The following is a 15,875-nucleotide window of genomic DNA, read 5'->3' on the forward strand; positions in this document are numbered from 1 at the left end:
GTTAGGCCTGCCGCCAGCGTTCGTTCTGAGCCAGGATCAAACTCTCAAGTTGATGTTCATCCAGGACGCCACGTGCCAAAGGCCGCGCACATCCAAGACGATCTCTAGGAGCCGTTCCTGCACAAATCTTAATTACGTAATGGATACGTGAATAGGACATGCATAGAACGACTTAGCTATACCGGTTACCGGAGCCTTGAGCTCTCCGGACCGGGGCCGCCGCCCACATGTCCCTTCATTCAAACTAACAATGTCAAAGAGCCGACAATTCCTGTCCCCTACGAGTAGCAGAGGGAGACGGTGGTACCGTTTACAAGAAATGTCCCCAGTGGGGTCGCGGGGCAGTGCCCGTTACCGCGTCGGGAAGCAGCCATATATGCGGGCTGTAGGATTCGGTCAACACCCTCTGTGCAATTTTATTTCAAAAAAATTGCATCGCTTCCGGAAACCCCGGTTTACGGCTCATATACCTTGTTCCGCTAGGGCTTAACCAAGCGCTAACCGCAAAGGAATGGCTGGGCTTGGTCGACATCTCGGAACAGAAAGTTCCCGCATCCCTGCGGGATCGCGTGCGCAGCGCCGTTTTCTGGCGCTCGGGCAGCCAGATCGTCGCGCAGATGATTACCTGGGCGACGACCTTTCTCGTCATCCGTCTCCTCAGTCCCGAGGATTACGGTCTCGTCGCGATGGCCGCGCTCGTCGTCATCTTTCTGAGCCTGATGGAAGGATTCGGATTCGCCAGCTCGCTGATCCAACGCGAATCGGTCAGCAAGAAAGAGCTGCGCCAAGTCTTCGGCCTGCTGATTCTGATCAACGTCACGCTGGCCGGTATCCAGTTCCTGATCGCGCCGCTCGCGGCCGCCTATTTCAAACAGCCCGAGCTGGTCGAGATATTGCGCGTGCAGACCCTGCTCTATTTCATCACGCCGTTCCTCGCCCTGCCCTTCGCCATCCTCAGCCGCGAGCTCGAATATCGCAAACTGGCGATCGCCAATCTGATCGGCTCGGTCGCGGGCGCGGCGACGGCACTGACCATGGCGGTCATGGGCTATGGCGTCTGGACGCTCGTCTTCAGCCCGATCGTGATGTTCGCCGTGCGCGCCACCTGCATGACCGTCGCCGCACGGTCGCTGATCTGGCCGAGCTTTTCCTTCCGCGGCGCGAGTGCGATTATCGGGTTCGGCGGCGCGCTGACTGTCACCCAATTCTTCTGGTTCCTGCAGAGCCAGTCGGACATCTTCATCGCCGGCCGGATCTACGAAGCCTATGATATCGGCCTCTACACGACCTCATTGTTCCTCGCGCAGATCCTCGTTTCCAAATTCGTGCCACCGCTCAACGATGTGGCGTTCGCCGCCTACTCGACCATGCACCGGGAGAAGCGCCCGCTCGGGCCCGCCTTCGCCAATTCGGCGCGGCTGATCCTCACGGCCACTCTGCCCTTCTATTTCGGCCTCGCGATTACGGCCGAACCGCTGGTCCAGGCGATCCTCGGCGAGCAATGGCTGGAGATAATCCCGATCGTTTCGCTGCTCGCGTTCGCCATGCCCTTCATGACGCTCCAGATTCTTTTCGAGCCCGCAATCAATGCGCTCGGCCGCCCGGGTATATCCGTGCGGATTAGCATCTGTGGTGCCATTATCATGGCGACGGGATTCCTGCTGGGCGTCAGCTACGGGATCATCGGCCTTGCATGGGCCTGGCTGATCGCGATGCCGATCCTCACCTGCGTCACCATGGCGATGTCCATGCCGACGATCGGCGTGTCGCTGCGCCAGCTCGCCGGTGCCGTGTTGCCCGGCCTGTCCGCGTCGCTCGCCATGGCGATCATCGTCGTCGGCATCGATGCGCTGCTGCCGCCGCTATCGCCGTTGATGCGCCTGCTCGTGCTGGCGGGCGCCGGCATGGCGGCCTATGCGGCGCTGCTCCTGCTGTTCGCGCGCGAACTCGTCGCCGAAATGTGGGATCTTATCGTCCGGCGTCAGACTGCGCCCGCCTGAATTCAGACCGCCTGGATATAGTCGCGCATCGCCTGGGCATCCTGCTCGATGCGGTCCATCCGATGCTTCACCAGGTCGCCGATCGAGATGAAGCCTACCAGCCGGCCATCCTCGACCACGGGCAGGTGACGGACGCGCCGGCGCGTCATCAGGCCGAGCGCCGAAAGTATCGCGTAGTTCGGGTCGACGGTTATCGGCGGCGAGGTCATCACTTCCGATACTTTCCTGTCGAGACCGTCCTTCCCGTCGCGCGCCACGAGATGGACGAGATCGCGTTCCGACATGATCCCGACCACCTTGCCGCCATCGATGATCGGCACCGCGCCGATGCGCTTTTCGGCAAAAAGCTTCACGACGTCGCAGACTTTCATGTCCGGACCGGCGGTCACGGTGTCTTGCCCGCGATTCTCCAGGATGAGGCTGACTGTCATTGCGACTCTCCCAATCGACCCATCGATGATGCGCCTTTTCGCGCAAAATTGGAAGCTGGCCGCCATTTCCGGGCACGATGCGGCTTGATGCGCGGCGGGGCCGTTGCCAGATGAAGCGGGTGACCGAATCCAAGCCGACACTCGACGACACCGAATATTCCGCCTTTGTCTGGCGGCGCTTTCGGGCAATGCTCAAATGGATGGCGCTCGCATCGGCCGCGGCGGCTGTGGCGGCGCTAGCCTGGATGCATGTCTATGGCGGCGGGCTGACCATCGCGGTCGCGCTGGCGACGGCGTTCGGCGTCGGGCTGACCGTGTTCATGGCGGCCGCGCTGATGGGGCTGGTGTTTCTGAGTTCGGGCTCAGGCCATGACGAAGTGGTCGACGAACAGGGCAAGGACAGCCTCGCCCGGCGCAACAATAGCCGTTAGGCTTCCGCGCCCGCGCCTTTGTCGTCTTCCGCGGGCTTGCGCGAACGCGTCCGCCGGGCCGGCTTTTTCTCGCCGCCGCCGTTCATCGTCTCGGCAGCATCCTGCCCGTCCCCTTCGCTCGCATCGACCGAGATCGCCGCAGGCAGCCGATCGGCCTCGATGCTCTGGCCGTCATCGTTCGACCCGGCCTCGTCCTTCTTGCGGCTCGATTGCCGCTTCTTCGGCTTGTCGTCTTTCTGGCGATCGTCGCCACCGGCCTTCTGATTGTCGCCTTCATTGTCCGCGCGCCGCTTCGCCTTGTTCTCCTCGCGCTCGCGCTTCTGCTCTTCCTTGCGCAGGTTCGTCTCGGTCAGCACGCGAAAATAATGGTCGGCGAACTGGAGATAATATTCGTTCATCACCCGGTCGCCCTGCTGATGGGCGTCGCGCGCCATCGACTTGTACTTCTCGCAGAGCTGGTTGGCGTTGCCGCGTGCGCGGTTGTCCAGCCGGTTTCCGTCATTAGGCCCGCGATTGTTGGACCGACCGCCACGGCTGCGCCGGCGACCTGAGCTACGGTTGTTCATCAAGGTAAAAAATCCTCAGTCCCTTGTTTCCGTAAAAAGCGCGCCCCCGCGCTTCGCTTAGCCGGCCGGGCCCATCCCGGCCGCTCGGATACATATCCCTAAGGTCCGGACGAACCGGCCCTGGTGCCAGCACCGCCGGACATCAGCGGTATGACGATGGGGATCATGGTGTGAAGGTTTCAACGCTGTGTGCTGCCGGAACCTTCGTTCCATCACCGGCCATATCCGCTACGTTTTGGCAATTGCAAGCAAAATAATAGCCGGGCGCCAGACTAATTGTGGATAATGAGGCAGCGCTCATGACCCGCCAAATCGCGCGCAACCGCCGTTTCAAGCCCCTGTTCGGCGCATAGGCGCGCGACTTCTGCCGCTTGTCCGGCGCCCAGTTCGAGGCAGGCGACACCGCCATCGACGAGCAGATTGCGCAGCTGGGGAACGATCGCGCGATAGTCGGCAAGCCCGCCATCGGCCGCGAACAGCGCGCCATCCGGCTCGAAATCGGCGATATCCGGGCTCAAATCGGCATCGGGCTCGACATAGGGCGGATTGCACAGGATCAGGTCGAAGCGGCCGGTTTCGCCCTCGCCCCAGTTTCCGCGCCGGAACTGCGCGCGGTCCGAAAGCCCGAGCCGTTCGGCATTCCGCCACGCATAGCCGAGCGCGGTCTCCGAGCGATCTATCCCGAGGCCGAGCGCGTCCGGCCATTCGGACAGCGCCGCGAGCAGCAGCGCGCCGGAGCCGGTTCCCAGGTCGAGAATTGTAGCGGGCGGGCGCCCGGCGCGGGCGCGCAGCGCGGCCTCGATCAGTGTCTCGCTATCGGGACGGGGAATCAGGACGCCGGGGCCGACGGTGAAATCCAAACTCCAGAATTCGCGATGGCCGACGATATAGGCGAGCGGCTCGCGCCCGGCGCGCCGGGCGACAAGCGCATCGAAAGTCTCCGGCACTTCCGCATCGAGATGCCCGAGCAGCATCGCCTCGCGCTCCATATCCAGCGCATGCGCCATCAGCAGCTCGGCATCGAGCCGTGCGCTGTCGCTGGTGGCGGATAGCGTCGCCGTCGCCGCGCGCAGTGCGTCACGCACGGTCATGCCGCTCATTCCGCGATATGGGCGAGCCGCTCGGCCTCGTCCTCGGCGATCAGCGCGCCGACCAGTTCGCCGAGCTGGCCCTCGAGAATCTGCGGCAGCGCATGCAGCGTCAGGTTGATGCGGTGATCGGTCACGCGCCCTTGCGGGAAATTGTAGGTGCGGATGCGTTCCGAGCGGTCGCCCGAGCCCACCATCGACTTGCGCGCGCCCGCATATTCGGCCTCGGCCTTGGCGCGTTCATGCTCGTAAAGCCGCGCACGCAGCACCTTCATGCCCTTCTGCCGGTTCTTGTGCTGCGATTTCTCGTCCTGCTGCGAAACGACGATACCGGTCGGGATATGGGTGATCCGCACCGCACTGTCGGTCGTGTTGACGGACTGGCCGCCCGGGCCCGAGGCGCGGAACACATCGATGCGCAGATCACTCTCGTCGATCTGGATATCGACCTCTTCGGGCTCGGGCAGCACGGCGACCGTCGCGGCGGACGTATGGATGCGCCCGCCGCTTTCGGTGACAGGCACACGCTGGACGCGATGCACGCCGCTTTCGAATTTGAGCTTGGCGAACACGCCCTTGCCGGTGACGTTCGCCACTGCCTCCTTGTAACCGCCGGCGTCCGAGGCGCTGGCCGAGATCAGCTCGAAGCCCCAGCCCTGTTCCTCGGCATAGCGCTGATACATACGCAGCAGATCGCCCGCGAACAGCGCCGCCTCGTCGCCGCCCGTGCCCGCACGCACTTCGAGCATGGCGGGCCGGTCGTCAGCGGAATCCTTGGGCAGCAGCTTCACGGCCAGCGCGCGCTCGGCATCGGGGATCGCGGCCTTGAGTTCTTCCGCCTCGAGCTCCGCCATCTCCTTCATTTCGGGATCGGCGAGCATCTCGTCGAGCGCCGCCAGCTCCTCGCGCAGCCGCCGGAGTTCACGCGCGGACTCGGCCACCGGCTCCAGCTCCGAATATTCCTTGGAGAGTTCGACGAACTTGTCCGGCGCGAGATCGCCGGCCGCCATCTGCCCTTGCAGCTCTTCATGCCGCGAGAGAATCGCGTCGATACGGTCGGGGGAAATGGTGGTCATTTCTGATACATTTGCAGCGTTATCGAATTTATCTGATCGTAGAATGGAGTGTTGGGTTCTGTTCTGTGCTTGATCGCCAAGTTACCGCTCTCTTCCAACCAAACTGCCACATGCGTCTTCGCAGGAATTTTGGCTGCCTTGTCAGAGCGCTTTCGTGGCGACCCATGCGTAATCGAATATGTTGACAAGCCGGCATCGCGAAAAAGTGCCAGCAGCTGAGACGCCTCTGCCAGAGCGCGGTCGTCGTCAACCGCGAGCACAACGTCAAATTCGTGTTCGGGTGTATCGATCAACATCGCCAGCCGCTCGATCCCGGCCGCCCAGCCGACCGCTGGAGTTTCCGGTCCCCCCAGCGCCTCGATCAACCCGTCATAGCGCCCGCCGCCAAGCACCGTGCCCTGTGCGCCCAATCGATCCGTCACGAACTCGAAGGCCGTGTGGCGATAATAGTCGAGGCCGCGGACCAGCCGCGCGTTACGCTCCCAGGCGACGCCCGCCGCATCCAGACCCGCCGTCACCTGTGCAAAGAAATCCGCCGCCTCATCGCTCATCACATCGTCTATCGACGGTGCGGCATCGGCTATCGGCCGGTCGCGCTTGTCCTTGCTATCGAGGATGCGCAGCGGGTTGCGTTCGAGCCTTTCCTGACTGTCTTCGGAAAGATCGCCTTTGTGCGCCTCGAAATGCGCGACCAGCGCATCGCGCCACGCTTCGCGGGTCGCGCTGTCGCCGAGCGTGTTGAGTTGCAGCGTCACGCCGTCGGCAACGCCCAGTTCCTTGAGCAGCTGATCGGCCATCACCAGCAATTCGACATCGGCCGCCGGTTCGGCCGCACCGATAATCTCGGCATCGAGCTGGTGGAATTGCCGGAAGCGGCCCTTTTGCGGGCGCTCGTAACGGAACAGCGGCCCGTGCGTCGCGACCTTGAGCGGCACATATTGCTGCCAGCCGTTCGTGAGATACGCCCGCGCGATGCCGGCCGTGAATTCAGGCCGCAGCGTCAGCGAGTCCCCGCCGCGATCCTCGAACGTGTACATTTCCTTCGAAACGACATCGGTCGTCTCGCCGAGCGAGCGCGCGAAAACGGAAGTCGCCTCGAACACGGGCACCTCTACCCGGCCGAAACCGTAGAGCCGGCGAACCCGATCGAACGTATCGACGACATAGGCGAACCGCTCGGCCTCTTCGCCCAGCATATCCTGCGTACCGCGAATGGCATGCGGCGTATCTTTTCGCGCTTTATTTCCCATGGGCGGCTCCCCTAGAGCATTTTGACGCGGTAGGGGAATAGGGAGCGGGCAGGAGCGGCGATTTTCCGAGAGGGAAATTCCGAGATAAGGTAAGGCGAAGCGCATGAACATCGACCAGATCCCGACGGGCGACAATCCGCCCGAAAATCTCAACGTGATCATCGAGGTGCCGGTCGGCGGCGAGCCGGTGAAGTACGAGTTCGACAAGGCGAGCGGAGCCCTGTTCGTCGACCGTATCCTCCACACGCCGATGCGCTATCCGGCCAATTACGGCTTTATCCCGCACACCTTGTCGCCGGACGGCGATCCGCTCGATGCGCTGGTCGTCGCGCGATCGCCCTTCATGCCGGGCTGCGTCGTCCGCTCACGCCCGATCGCGGTGCTTAACCTCGAGGACGAGCATGGCGGCGACGAGAAACTGCTTTGCGTGCCGATCGATTCGACCTTCCCTTATTATCGCAAGGTCGGCGAGGGCGGCGATCTCCCCGAAATCGTTATGCAGCAGATCGAGCATTTCTTCACCCACTACAAAGATCTCGAAGCCGAGAAATGGGTCCGCGTCGGCAAATGGGGCGATGCGGAAGAGGCGCGCAAGGTCGTCGTCGAAAGCATCGAGCGGGCGGGTAACGCCGAATGATGCCCGCCATCGAACGCGGCTGGTGGTGGCGCTGCGCGGGCGCCGGGCTGATCGTGATAGCGGTCGCGGTTTACTTCGACATGTACCCGGGCCTTGAGGGCTGCGCATCCGAAGCAGACGATATCGCTCTCGGATCAATCATGGCATTCGAGCTTGTACGCACGCCCGCCGACGTCGCCGCGCTGTTCGGCGCGCCGCCCTGCACCGAACCCTTCACCGCCGCGATGCGCCACGCGACCTGGGTCGATGCGCTGATCTTCATTCCGGCTTATGCGGCATTCCTCATTTGCGCCCTGCTCGCCCTGCGCGGCTATGGCGGATCGCTGGCCTCGATCGGCATCGCGGCCGTCGCCGCCGCCGCGCTGTTCGACCAGCTTGAGGGCTTCTGGCTCTTCATGATCATGGGCGACCTGCCGGGCACCCAGGGGCAGATCAACTGGCTGATCCCCGCCGTGCGCGCCAAGTTCGCGTTGCTCGGCATCGGCGCGATCTGCATCGGCGTTCTGCTGACGCGGCATCGCGGCATCGGCTATCTGTTCGGCGCCATCGTGGCGCTGGGCGGGGTCGGAACGACGGCGCTCATCTTCGACGACGCCTATGGCGCAATCACGATCCAGGGATCGGCCATCGCCTGGCTCGCGCTGTTCGTTGTCGCTTTCCTTTACGCCATCGTCCGCATGAATCCGCGCGCGCTGGTCGCGGACATCCGCTCCGTCGATTAGGGCTTCGGCGTCTTTTTGCGCGGTTTCTTTTTGGGCGCGCGCTCGCCCGCCTCGATGCCGAGCCGCGCCCAGTCCCGCATCGCATCGGGATCGTCATAGACGTCGAGCGGCGCGCGGCGGTAATTCATCGTTGCTATCTTGCCGTCCTTGCCGGTGAATTCGAACTTGCCGAGCCCTTCGGCTTCGAACGCGGCCTCATTGACGGCATCGCTCTTCAGATAGAGATCGCCTTCGTCGATCAGCGCGAAAATAATGCCGTCGCAATAAAGCGTGGCGCCGCCCATCATCTTGCGCATCGTCACCCGGCCCATCGGCTCCAGGCATTCGGCGACCCAGTCGACCAGTCCCTCGTCCACGCTCATGCGTCAATCTCACGCAACCGCCGCCTCCACCGTCTTCGCCTTTTTCGGCCGCCGCCAGGCGACCAGCAGGCATCCCGCCACGATCAGCACCGTGCCGGCCACCGTCATCCAGGTCAGCGCCTCGCCGAAGAAATACCAGCCGAAGATCGCCGCCCAGATAAAGGCGCTATATTCGAGGCTCACCAGATATTGCGCCTCGGCCCGCGCATAGCCCCAGGTAACGAGCAGCAGCGATACGATCGCCAGCGCCGCCGCGCCGGTCAGCGCGGGCCAGTGGCCGATAGCGGGCACTACGGCGAAGAACGGCGCGACCAGCAACAGGCAGATAGAGACGATCATGTTCTGGAAAAAGGCGATCTCCATCGGCCCTGCGATCAGCGCCATCTGCCGCTGCAGGACGAGGTTATAGGCATAGGCGCTGGCCGAGAGCAGGATCGCGGCGACGCCCCATTGCGCCTCCGGCCCGAATTCGCTGCCCATCTTGCCGAGCACGATCACGACCACGCCGCCGATGCCGAGCAGCGAGGCGATGATCGCATTCTTGCCGATCCTTTCCTTGAGTAGCGCAGCAGCCAGATACAGCGCCATGAGCGGCGCGATGAAGGAGAGCGCCACCCCCTCGGCCAAGGGCACGCGCACCAGCCCCCAGAAGAAGAGAAACGCCATCACGGCGATCAACACGCCGCGGATAAGATAAAGCCGCATCGCCGCCCGGCTCGGCCGTTTGCGCCGCCGGCTGAAATAGATCAGCGACACGAGCAACACCCCCGCAGCATAGCGCCACAGCACCGCGTTATAGGCGCCGAGCGCGATCGACAGGTCCTTCATCACCGCGTCCATTGCCGAGAAGAAGGCGAGGCCGGTGAGCACCGCCAATATCGGCAAAAGGATCGAACCTGTTTCGGATGCGCTGTGGTCGGTCACGGCTGATTCCTATAGAAAAGGGCGGGACGGGGCGCGAACGAAAATTGCGAGGGGAGACGAGGATCGTGAAACAGGTGATAGCGGCCGCCGCGATGGCGGTCATTCCGGCGGCGGTGCTCGCGCAACCGGCGAGTGAAAACGTGCGCGAACGGCCGGTGGCGCAGACTATGGTCAACGATGCGACGGCGCTCGCCCGGCTGCGCGGCAATAGCGGCATCACGCTGCAATGGATCAACTTCACTTATCCCGACGAACGCGCGGGGGCGCGGCGCGGTCATGTGTCGGTCGCCGACCGGGGCGATACGGTCCACATTAGCGGCGTGCAGTTCGCCGCCGATGGCGATGCGTTCGTTTCCGTCACCGGCGATATCGCGGAGATCGGCAGCGACTATTTCATCCTCGACGGCCGCATCGTGATCAGCGGCGCGCCCGATGCCGAGCGCCATTGCATCAAGACGGGCCGATCGCGCTTCGCGATCACCCAGAACCGGCGCTATTGGCGGATGCGCGAATTCGAATGGTGCGATAACCTGACCGACTATATCGACATCTATTTCTGATCCGCCGCCTGCAAGGAAATCACGGATGTCCGTACCGCCCGGCTTCAAGCCGCATTTTCGCAAAAGCCCGCTGACCGATCCCTGGGAGCCGCTCTATTCGAAACGCACCGAGGACGCGGTCATCATCGGGATCGAAGCGGATACCCAGCACTGCAACTCTCGCGGCTTCGTACATGGCGGCCTGATCAGCGCGCTGGCCGACAATGCGATGGGGCTCTCCTGCGCGGCGCGCCACGAAAACGTCTCCGGCCTCGTCACCATCAGCCTGCATCTCGATTTCGTGCGTCCAGCGAGAATCGGCCAGTGGCTGGAATTCGAGACGACGTTCCTCAAGCCGGGCAGCAATATCGACAGCGCGCAGGGCCGGGTGCTCGCCGATGGCGAGGTCTGCGCCTTGGCCGGCGCGATCTTCCGGGTGCAGACGACGAAAAAAGTCTAGCCGGCTAGACGGTCAGCTTCGTCGCGGCGCAGGCCTTGGCCAGTCCGAGGCCGCGCTTCATCGCCGGATAGACGCGGACCATGGCGGCGGTCATGGCGAGTTCGAGCCGGACCGTCCGACCGAACCGGGCCTCTATCTCTTCGCCGAGCGTGTCGAGCTCCGCATCCTGCCGCGCGATCGCGGCGCCGAAGCGGAAGGCGAGCGCCTCGTCCTCCGGCAAATCGCTACCGCCCGCGAGCGCCGCGTTCAGAATGTCGCGGGAAACGCCATCCATGCGGCTGCCGCGTGCGGCCGTCAGCGCGCAGGGTCCGCAATCCTCGACCAGCACCGCACCGATCCGGGCGACGGCGAACAGCGATGCGGGCGACCGCTCGCGATGATTGCTGGCCGGCATGAAGTGCATGAACTTTTCCAGCGCATGGCCGGGCGCGCGGGCGACCTCGTGCATATACTGGCTCTCATCGGGGCTCATCCGGTCGACAGCGGCAAGAAAGGCGCGCTTCGGCAGGCCGGCCGGCGCGATCTTCTGCCGCACGAAGAGGATGGCCAGGGCAACGAGCACCAGCACGGGCGGACCGAGCACCCCGGGCATATCCTGCACGAAGCGATCGGGTGAGCAGATGCCGACGATCAGCTCGTAGATATGCAGGAAGCCATGGACGAGCAGCCACAATGTCCCCGCCAGCGCGGCCATCCAGCGCATCTTCGGATTCCGGGCCGCATAGGCCAGAATGACCGCCGAACTCAGATAGGCAAGGCCGATATCGGCGATGAAATGCGTGTTCGCCGGGCCGGTCGGCGGCACGGTGGGTATCGCATAATACCAGTCTAGCGGCTCGAGCAGCATGAACCCGCCATTGGCCAGCGCAAACAGGGCGACCAGCGCGATGATGATCTGCGCGACGCGGTCGAGCGTATCGTACGGCCCGGACATGGCAATTCTCCTTATTCGGATATCTATTGTCCGATTATAAGAAACCTGTCAATAATCGCTCGCGTCGGGCGGACATGGATAATCGGCGCGCGGCGATTATATTCGGACATCAACTGTCCCAAAGAGCGGGAGCCGAGCGACCATGCAGATATCGAAGGGCGTCGAATGGGCCGCGCACGCGGCTGCGCTGATGTGCGGACTGCCCCCCGGCACCGGGCTGCGCGCGGAGGCGCTGGCCCGCTATCACGGCGTTCCGAAAGCCTATATGGCCAAGCAGATGCAGGCGTTGAGCAAGGCCGGCATCGTACATACGGCACGCGGCAAGAATGGCGGCTATCGGCTCGCCAGATCGGCGGACGCAATCACCCTATGGGACGTCATGCGCGCAATCGAGGGCGACAGACCGGCCTTCACCTGCACCGAAATCCGCCAGAACGGGCCGTGCGGCGCAACGCCCGACCAGTGCCGGCAGAAATGCGCGATCGCCGCGGCCTTTCACGCAGCGGAAGCGGCGTTTCGCGACCATCTGCAAAGCGTGTCGCTGGTCGACATCGCGGCGGGCGTGCTCGCCGACTCGCCGCCAGACCATCTGCGCGATGTCGGGCGCTGGTTGGAGGCAGAGGCCGTCGCGCTCGGCTGATACGGGGCCGCGGTGCGTTATTCGGGCGTGAAAGCCGCGAAATACCCGAAAATATCGTCCTCGGATCGGCTGGCGGCATTCCGCCAGGTCGGCGCGGTTTCCGCGTTGAGCAGCGCGCCTTCGGGCGATAGGACCAGCACGGTGGGCGTGCCGACAATCTCCGCGATCCCGAAGCGCTGCGCGATATCGATATTGCGCCCCTCGCCCTCCTGCGGATGACCGACATCGACATAGGCGATCTCGTAGCGCGACCCGAGCATCTCGGCGAAGCGCGGCGTGGCGAACCAGCCGGCAAGGCCGCGGCTGTCATGACACCAGTTGGCGCCCATCACGAGAATGGCGCGCTTGCGGCTCATCGCCGCGCGGGCCAGCGCCAGCGCGACGTCGACCATCGCCGCTCGGCTTTCGTCATACGGCCGCGCTTCCGGGTGGTCGGCCTCGGCTGCCTGTACGGGCACGGCACCTGCCATCGGGACGGCCATGGCGAACAGCAGCGCCAGAATGCGGTGAACGGCCATCGTCAGGCCGCGTCCGCTTTCGCTTGTTCATTGGCCTCCTGGGCGATCAGCTTGGGCAGGTTGGCGATCGCGGCTTGCGCATTGTCGCGGAAGCGTTTGAGCGTAGCCTGTTTCGCGCTGTCCGCCTGCGAAACCGCCGCGATCGTCTTGCCGAAGCCGTCGAGCCGCGCCTTGATCATCCATTCCTGCAGCTCGGGCCGCTGCGACCATTGGAACTGGTTCATCATGTTGACGAGATTGGCCCGCGGAAAGGTATCGATCCCGTCGGGCAGCGGGACGGGCTGGCCGAGGCTGTTCTTCGTCGCATCGTCGTCATAATGCGCTTCGATGAACGCGGTGAGCGCCGCGCTGAAGGCAGGCTGGGGCACGCGGATCATCTGGAGCGTGATTCTGTCGCCCTGGAACTGCGGGACGACCGGCCGGCGCTCGACCGCCGTCGCCGTGCAATCGATGAAGAGCGCATCCCCGGCCGTTTCCACCTCGCCGCCATCGAAGACCATCCTGCCCGGCTCGATCCGCCGGACATGGCCCATCCGAACGATATTCTCGATCCTGCGCAGAATCTCGACCTCGCCTTCCGAGATCGTCGGATAGTGAAACATGGTCGGCCAGACATCGAGATCGAGGCGCAGCATCACGCCCGCCTTTTCGAGCCGCGCGAACAGATCGTCGGCGTCTTCCGCCTTCGCGAGCGCGTCCATGATATCGGCCTGCCCGCCGATCGTATCGTCGAAGAATTCGATGCCCGGCTGGGTCTTGCCACGATTGAGCATCCAGGTATCGCGCGGCCGGACCCAGATGATCGCCGCAGGATCGACGCCCGCCTGTTGGAGCCAGACGCCGACATCCATCGCCGTCTTGCCTGCGCCGAGGATCACGAATTGCGACGGCACGGCATCCGGCGTCTGCCAGAGCTGCGGCAGGGCGTTGGGCGGCACTAGGCGGACGCCTTCGGCAATCTCGAATTTGGGCGTGTGCGTCGAAGGGACGGACGTGCCGTAGTACGTGGCGTCGACGGTCTTTTTCCGGATCGCAATGGTGCTTCGCTTGCCCGACAGGATCGATTCTAGCTTCCCATCGCCAAGATATTCGGAGAGCGGGAAATAGGACACGCGCCCGCTCGGCAGGAAGCGCCGGGCCATGACGTTTTCGTAGTAAGCGGCAACTTCGGACCCGGTCGCGAGACTGTAATAGCCCTTGTTGAGGCCGACCGTGTCCTTCTCCTGCGGGCCGAGCTGCGTCGAGTTCACCCCGTAAAAGGCCGAGGGCTGGTGCAGCGCGACGAAGGAATAGGCGTCGTTCCAATGCCCGCCGGGCTTGGCGTGGCGATCCACGAAGGTGATGTGCGCGTCGGTCTCGTCGAGCAGCGTATCGGCAAAGGCCATCCCGACCGCGCCCGCGCCAATGATCAGATAATCGGTTTCGAAATCGGCCATCGCGTTCCTAAAGTTAGTGGAGGCACCGAGCGCGAGCTTGGACTGTCATGCCCTAGTCCGGTGACTCGGCAGGTCGAAAAGCGACCATCATTGGAGAAATCTCAAAGCCCATACCCTGCAGCACGAAGACTAATCCGCCAACACATCTCCATGGCGTTTCCGGATCGACAACGAGATGCAGGGACTGTTGAAACTCACTCTGACCAGACAGCCATGCGATGATTTCGTCAATGCTTTCATATTCTGTACCGTCCATCCGAGCAGAACATTCATTCCCAGCAATCTCGATAACCCTTGGCGGGTTGTAGTCGGACGACGGTGAAGACGATGCGGCTAGCAGAACCGCTATCACACTGGCGAACGTCATTCAGCCTCGCCGGAAGTCGGTTCTGCCGTCTTGCGCACAATGAGTTCGTCGACTTCGAGGCGCTTGATACTCAGGCGATCGATCTTCGCATTGCCGGCGCGTATCGAACCGATGGCGAGGCGGCCGATGGCGAGCGCGCCAATAGCCGTTGCGCCGACGGCCAATGCGCCGACCGCCGCCGCGCCAAGCGCGCGCGAGGTAGGACGTTGCTTCGCGGGAAGCCGCTCGACCGGTTCGGCGGGACTATTCCGCGGCCTCGACACGATCTTCTTCGGCGGCTTCGATCTCGGCCGCCTTGGCTTCGACCAGCGCGACGATATGGTCGATCATGTCGCCGTCCTGGACGTGGTGGTCGGTGACGCCGGAGAGATAGACCATATGCTTGCCCGCGCCGCCGCCGGTGATGCCGATATCGGTCTCGCGCGCCTCGCCCGGTCCGTTGACTACGCAGCCGAGCACCGAGAGCGAGAGCGGCGTATGGATATGCTGGAGCCGTTCCTCGAGCGTCTGGACGGTGCGGATGACGTCGAACCCCTGCCGCGCGCAGGACGGGCAGGAGACGACGCGGACGCCGCGCGTGCGCACGCCGAGGCTCTTGAGGATCTCATAGCCGACGCGCACTTCGTCTTCCGGTTCCGCCGACAGCGAAACGCGGATCGTATCGCCGATCCCGGCCCATAGCAGATTGCCGATACCGATCGCCGATTTCACCGTGCCGCCGATCAGCCCGCCGGCTTCGGTAATCCCGACATGGAAGGGGCAATCGACGGCTTCGCCGAGCTGCATATAGGCAGCAACCGCGAGGAAGACGTCGCTCGCCTTCACCGCAACCTTGAACTCGTGGAAATCGTGATCCTGCAGGATCTTGATATGGTCGAGCGCGCTCTCGACCAGCGCTTCGGGGCAGGGCTCGCCATATTTTTCGAGCAGATGCTTTTCGAGGCTGCCGGCATTGACGCCGATGCGGATCGCGCAGCCATTGGCCTTGGCCGCCGCAATCACCTCTTTGACACGTTCCTCGCTGCCGATATTGCCCGGATTGATCCTGAGGCACGCCGCCCCGCCATCCGCGGCTTCGAGCGCGCGCTTATAGTGGAAGTGGATATCGGCGACGACGGGCACCTTGGCCGCGCGCGTGATCTGTTTGAAGGCAGCCGTCGATTCGACGTCCGGGCAGGAGACGCGGATGATGTCGACGCCCGCCTCCTCGCACCGGCGGATCTGGTCGATCGTCGCCTTGACGTCCGAGGTCGGCGTGTTCGTCATGGTCTGGACGGTGATCGGCGCGTCGCCTCCGACCGGCACATTGCCGACCATGATCTGCCGCGACTGGCGGCGCTCGATATCTCTCCAAGGGCGTATGGACATGGCCGCTGTATAGGCCGTGACGATTACCAATTAAAGGCATTGTCGCGCCGCGAACCCGCGAGCGCTTACGCGGACCGAGATCGATCCGCGCCGAACCCGCGAATTACAGAGCTTTCCATAGCTAGA

Annotated in this window: 20 protein-coding genes; 7 read left to right on the forward strand and 13 right to left on the reverse strand. The window is 63.6% G+C overall.

Features of this window, described 5'->3' with window-relative positions:
- Positions 1-569 precede the first annotated feature (569 nt).
- Complete coding sequence (locus ACTS1Z_RS03330; RefSeq protein WP_442623015.1) at positions 570-2,000, forward strand: lipopolysaccharide biosynthesis protein; 1,431 nt, start codon at positions 570-572, stop codon at positions 1,998-2,000.
- A 2-nt stretch (positions 2,001-2,002) separates the two neighbouring features.
- Here the strand turns inward: ACTS1Z_RS03330 and ACTS1Z_RS03335 are convergent, their stop codons facing one another.
- A complete protein-coding gene (locus ACTS1Z_RS03335) occupies positions 2,003-2,431 on the reverse strand; it encodes a CBS domain-containing protein (RefSeq protein WP_442623016.1) in 429 nt (142 codons plus the stop codon).
- Positions 2,432-2,550: 119 nt separating this feature from the next.
- On the opposite strand from ACTS1Z_RS03335, the gene ACTS1Z_RS03340 reads away from it, so the two are divergent.
- Complete coding sequence (locus ACTS1Z_RS03340) at positions 2,551-2,862, forward strand: hypothetical protein (RefSeq protein WP_442623017.1); 312 nt, start codon at positions 2,551-2,553, stop codon at positions 2,860-2,862.
- Here the strand turns inward: ACTS1Z_RS03340 and ACTS1Z_RS03345 are convergent.
- From ACTS1Z_RS03345 to hisS, 4 genes are all read right to left on the reverse strand, one after another.
- Positions 2,859-3,428, reverse strand: a complete 570-nt coding sequence (locus ACTS1Z_RS03345; RefSeq protein ID WP_442623018.1) for a DUF4167 domain-containing protein — start codon at positions 3,426-3,428, stop codon at positions 2,859-2,861. The two genes, ACTS1Z_RS03340 and ACTS1Z_RS03345, sit on opposite strands and share 4 nt — an antisense overlap.
- Positions 3,429-3,700: 272 nt before the next feature.
- Positions 3,701-4,519: a peptide chain release factor N(5)-glutamine methyltransferase gene (gene prmC, locus ACTS1Z_RS03350; RefSeq protein ID WP_442623019.1), complete on the reverse strand. Its 819-nt coding sequence runs from the start codon at positions 4,517-4,519 to the stop codon at positions 3,701-3,703.
- A gap of 5 nt (positions 4,520-4,524) precedes the next feature.
- On the reverse strand, positions 4,525-5,592 hold the full coding sequence (gene prfA, locus ACTS1Z_RS03355) for a peptide chain release factor 1 (RefSeq protein ID WP_442623020.1): 1,068 nt from the start codon (positions 5,590-5,592) through the stop codon (positions 4,525-4,527).
- Positions 5,589-6,842, reverse strand: coding sequence for a histidine--tRNA ligase (gene hisS, locus ACTS1Z_RS03360; protein WP_442623021.1), 1,254 nt, complete (start codon positions 6,840-6,842; stop codon positions 5,589-5,591). The genes prfA and hisS overlap by 4 nt, the downstream gene beginning before the upstream one ends.
- Positions 6,843-6,945: 103 nt before the next feature.
- Here hisS and ppa point away from each other — a divergent pair, with 103 nt between their 5' ends.
- Positions 6,946-7,479 carry an inorganic diphosphatase gene (ppa, locus tag ACTS1Z_RS03365; RefSeq protein WP_442623022.1) on the forward strand — a complete coding sequence of 178 codons (534 nt, stop codon included), beginning with the start codon at positions 6,946-6,948 and terminating at the stop codon, positions 7,477-7,479.
- Complete coding sequence (locus ACTS1Z_RS03370) at positions 7,476-8,201, forward strand: hypothetical protein (protein WP_442623023.1); 726 nt, start codon at positions 7,476-7,478, stop codon at positions 8,199-8,201. Before ppa ends, ACTS1Z_RS03370 begins: the two co-directional genes overlap by 4 nt.
- Here ACTS1Z_RS03370 and ACTS1Z_RS03375 read toward each other — a convergent pair.
- Positions 8,198-8,563, reverse strand: a complete 366-nt coding sequence (locus ACTS1Z_RS03375; protein ID WP_442623024.1) for a TfoX/Sxy family protein — start codon at positions 8,561-8,563, stop codon at positions 8,198-8,200. The two genes, ACTS1Z_RS03370 and ACTS1Z_RS03375, sit on opposite strands and share 4 nt — an antisense overlap.
- Before the next feature lie 9 nt (positions 8,564-8,572).
- A complete protein-coding gene (locus ACTS1Z_RS03380; RefSeq protein ID WP_442623025.1) occupies positions 8,573-9,487 on the reverse strand; it encodes a DMT family transporter in 915 nt (304 codons plus the stop codon).
- Positions 9,488-9,552: 65 nt separating this feature from the next.
- Here ACTS1Z_RS03380 and ACTS1Z_RS03385 point away from each other — a divergent pair, with 65 nt between their 5' ends.
- Positions 9,553-10,047: a hypothetical protein gene (locus ACTS1Z_RS03385; RefSeq protein ID WP_442623026.1), complete on the forward strand. Its 495-nt coding sequence runs from the start codon at positions 9,553-9,555 to the stop codon at positions 10,045-10,047.
- A 25-nt stretch (positions 10,048-10,072) separates the two neighbouring features.
- Positions 10,073-10,486 (forward strand): PaaI family thioesterase, encoded by a 414-nt coding sequence (locus ACTS1Z_RS03390; RefSeq protein ID WP_442623027.1) that lies wholly within the window; start codon positions 10,073-10,075, stop codon positions 10,484-10,486.
- Between the two features lie 4 nt (positions 10,487-10,490).
- Here ACTS1Z_RS03390 and ACTS1Z_RS03395 read toward each other — a convergent pair whose 3' ends face one another.
- Positions 10,491-11,420: a hypothetical protein gene (locus ACTS1Z_RS03395; protein WP_442623028.1), complete on the reverse strand. Its 930-nt coding sequence runs from the start codon at positions 11,418-11,420 to the stop codon at positions 10,491-10,493.
- Positions 11,421-11,562: 142 nt separating this feature from the next.
- On the opposite strand from ACTS1Z_RS03395, the gene ACTS1Z_RS03400 reads away from it, so the two are divergent.
- The gene (locus ACTS1Z_RS03400; RefSeq protein WP_442623029.1) at positions 11,563-12,060 is read left to right on the forward strand and encodes an RrF2 family transcriptional regulator; all 498 of its coding nucleotides are present in this window, start codon (positions 11,563-11,565) and stop codon (positions 12,058-12,060) included.
- Between the two features lie 17 nt (positions 12,061-12,077).
- Here ACTS1Z_RS03400 and ACTS1Z_RS03405 read toward each other — a convergent pair whose 3' ends face one another.
- The 5 genes from ACTS1Z_RS03405 to ispG are packed head-to-tail and all read right to left on the reverse strand — an operon-like array spanning position 12,078 to position 15,749.
- Entirely contained in the window at positions 12,078-12,578 is a 501-nt protein-coding gene (locus tag ACTS1Z_RS03405) for a thioredoxin family protein (protein WP_442623030.1), read from the reverse strand.
- Positions 12,579-12,580: 2 nt separating this feature from the next.
- Positions 12,581-14,014 carry an NAD(P)-binding protein gene (locus tag ACTS1Z_RS03410; protein ID WP_442623031.1) on the reverse strand — a complete coding sequence of 478 codons (1,434 nt, stop codon included), beginning with the start codon at positions 14,012-14,014 and terminating at the stop codon, positions 12,581-12,583.
- Positions 14,015-14,066: 52 nt separating this feature from the next.
- Entirely contained in the window at positions 14,067-14,381 is a 315-nt protein-coding gene (locus tag ACTS1Z_RS03415; protein WP_442623032.1) for a hypothetical protein, read from the reverse strand.
- Entirely contained in the window at positions 14,378-14,644 is a 267-nt protein-coding gene (locus ACTS1Z_RS03420; protein WP_442623033.1) for a hypothetical protein, read from the reverse strand. Before ACTS1Z_RS03420 ends, ACTS1Z_RS03415 begins: the two co-directional genes overlap by 4 nt.
- A complete protein-coding gene (gene ispG, locus ACTS1Z_RS03425; protein WP_442623034.1) occupies positions 14,625-15,749 on the reverse strand; it encodes a flavodoxin-dependent (E)-4-hydroxy-3-methylbut-2-enyl-diphosphate synthase in 1,125 nt (374 codons plus the stop codon). The genes ACTS1Z_RS03420 and ispG overlap by 20 nt, the downstream gene beginning before the upstream one ends.
- Positions 15,750-15,875: the final 126 nt, after the last annotated feature.

It is taken from the genome of Parasphingopyxis sp. (genome assembly GCF_052168295.1).
Taxonomy (GTDB): Bacteria; Pseudomonadota; Alphaproteobacteria; order Sphingomonadales; family Sphingomonadaceae; genus Parasphingopyxis.

Bases quoted from the DNA above. Each gene is read 5' to 3' on its own strand.
- ACTS1Z_RS03335 (WP_442623016.1), bottom strand. From the start codon at position 2,431: ATGACAGTCAGCCTCATCCTGGAGAATCGCGGGCAAGACACCGTGACC.
- ACTS1Z_RS03345 (WP_442623018.1), bottom strand. From the start codon at position 3,428: ATGAACAACCGTAGCTCAGGTCGCCGGCGCAGCCGTGGCGGTCGGTCC.
- prmC (WP_442623019.1), bottom strand. From the start codon at position 4,519: ATGACCGTGCGTGACGCACTGCGCGCGGCGACGGCGACGCTATCCGCC.
- prfA (WP_442623020.1), bottom strand. From the start codon at position 5,592: ATGACCACCATTTCCCCCGACCGTATCGACGCGATTCTCTCGCGGCAT.
- hisS (WP_442623021.1), bottom strand. From the start codon at position 6,842: ATGGGAAATAAAGCGCGAAAAGATACGCCGCATGCCATTCGCGGTACG.
- ppa (WP_442623022.1), top strand. From the start codon at position 6,946: ATGAACATCGACCAGATCCCGACGGGCGACAATCCGCCCGAAAATCTC.
- ACTS1Z_RS03370 (WP_442623023.1), top strand. From the start codon at position 7,476: ATGATGCCCGCCATCGAACGCGGCTGGTGGTGGCGCTGCGCGGGCGCC.
- ACTS1Z_RS03375 (WP_442623024.1), bottom strand. From the start codon at position 8,563: ATGAGCGTGGACGAGGGACTGGTCGACTGGGTCGCCGAATGCCTGGAG.
- ACTS1Z_RS03390 (WP_442623027.1), top strand. From the start codon at position 10,073: ATGTCCGTACCGCCCGGCTTCAAGCCGCATTTTCGCAAAAGCCCGCTG.
- ACTS1Z_RS03395 (WP_442623028.1), bottom strand. From the start codon at position 11,420: ATGTCCGGGCCGTACGATACGCTCGACCGCGTCGCGCAGATCATCATC.
- ACTS1Z_RS03400 (WP_442623029.1), top strand. From the start codon at position 11,563: ATGCAGATATCGAAGGGCGTCGAATGGGCCGCGCACGCGGCTGCGCTG.
- ACTS1Z_RS03405 (WP_442623030.1), bottom strand. From the start codon at position 12,578: ATGGCCGTTCACCGCATTCTGGCGCTGCTGTTCGCCATGGCCGTCCCG.
- ACTS1Z_RS03410 (WP_442623031.1), bottom strand. From the start codon at position 14,014: ATGGCCGATTTCGAAACCGATTATCTGATCATTGGCGCGGGCGCGGTC.
- ACTS1Z_RS03415 (WP_442623032.1), bottom strand. From the start codon at position 14,381: ATGACGTTCGCCAGTGTGATAGCGGTTCTGCTAGCCGCATCGTCTTCA.
- ispG (WP_442623034.1), bottom strand. From the start codon at position 15,749: ATGTCCATACGCCCTTGGAGAGATATCGAGCGCCGCCAGTCGCGGCAG.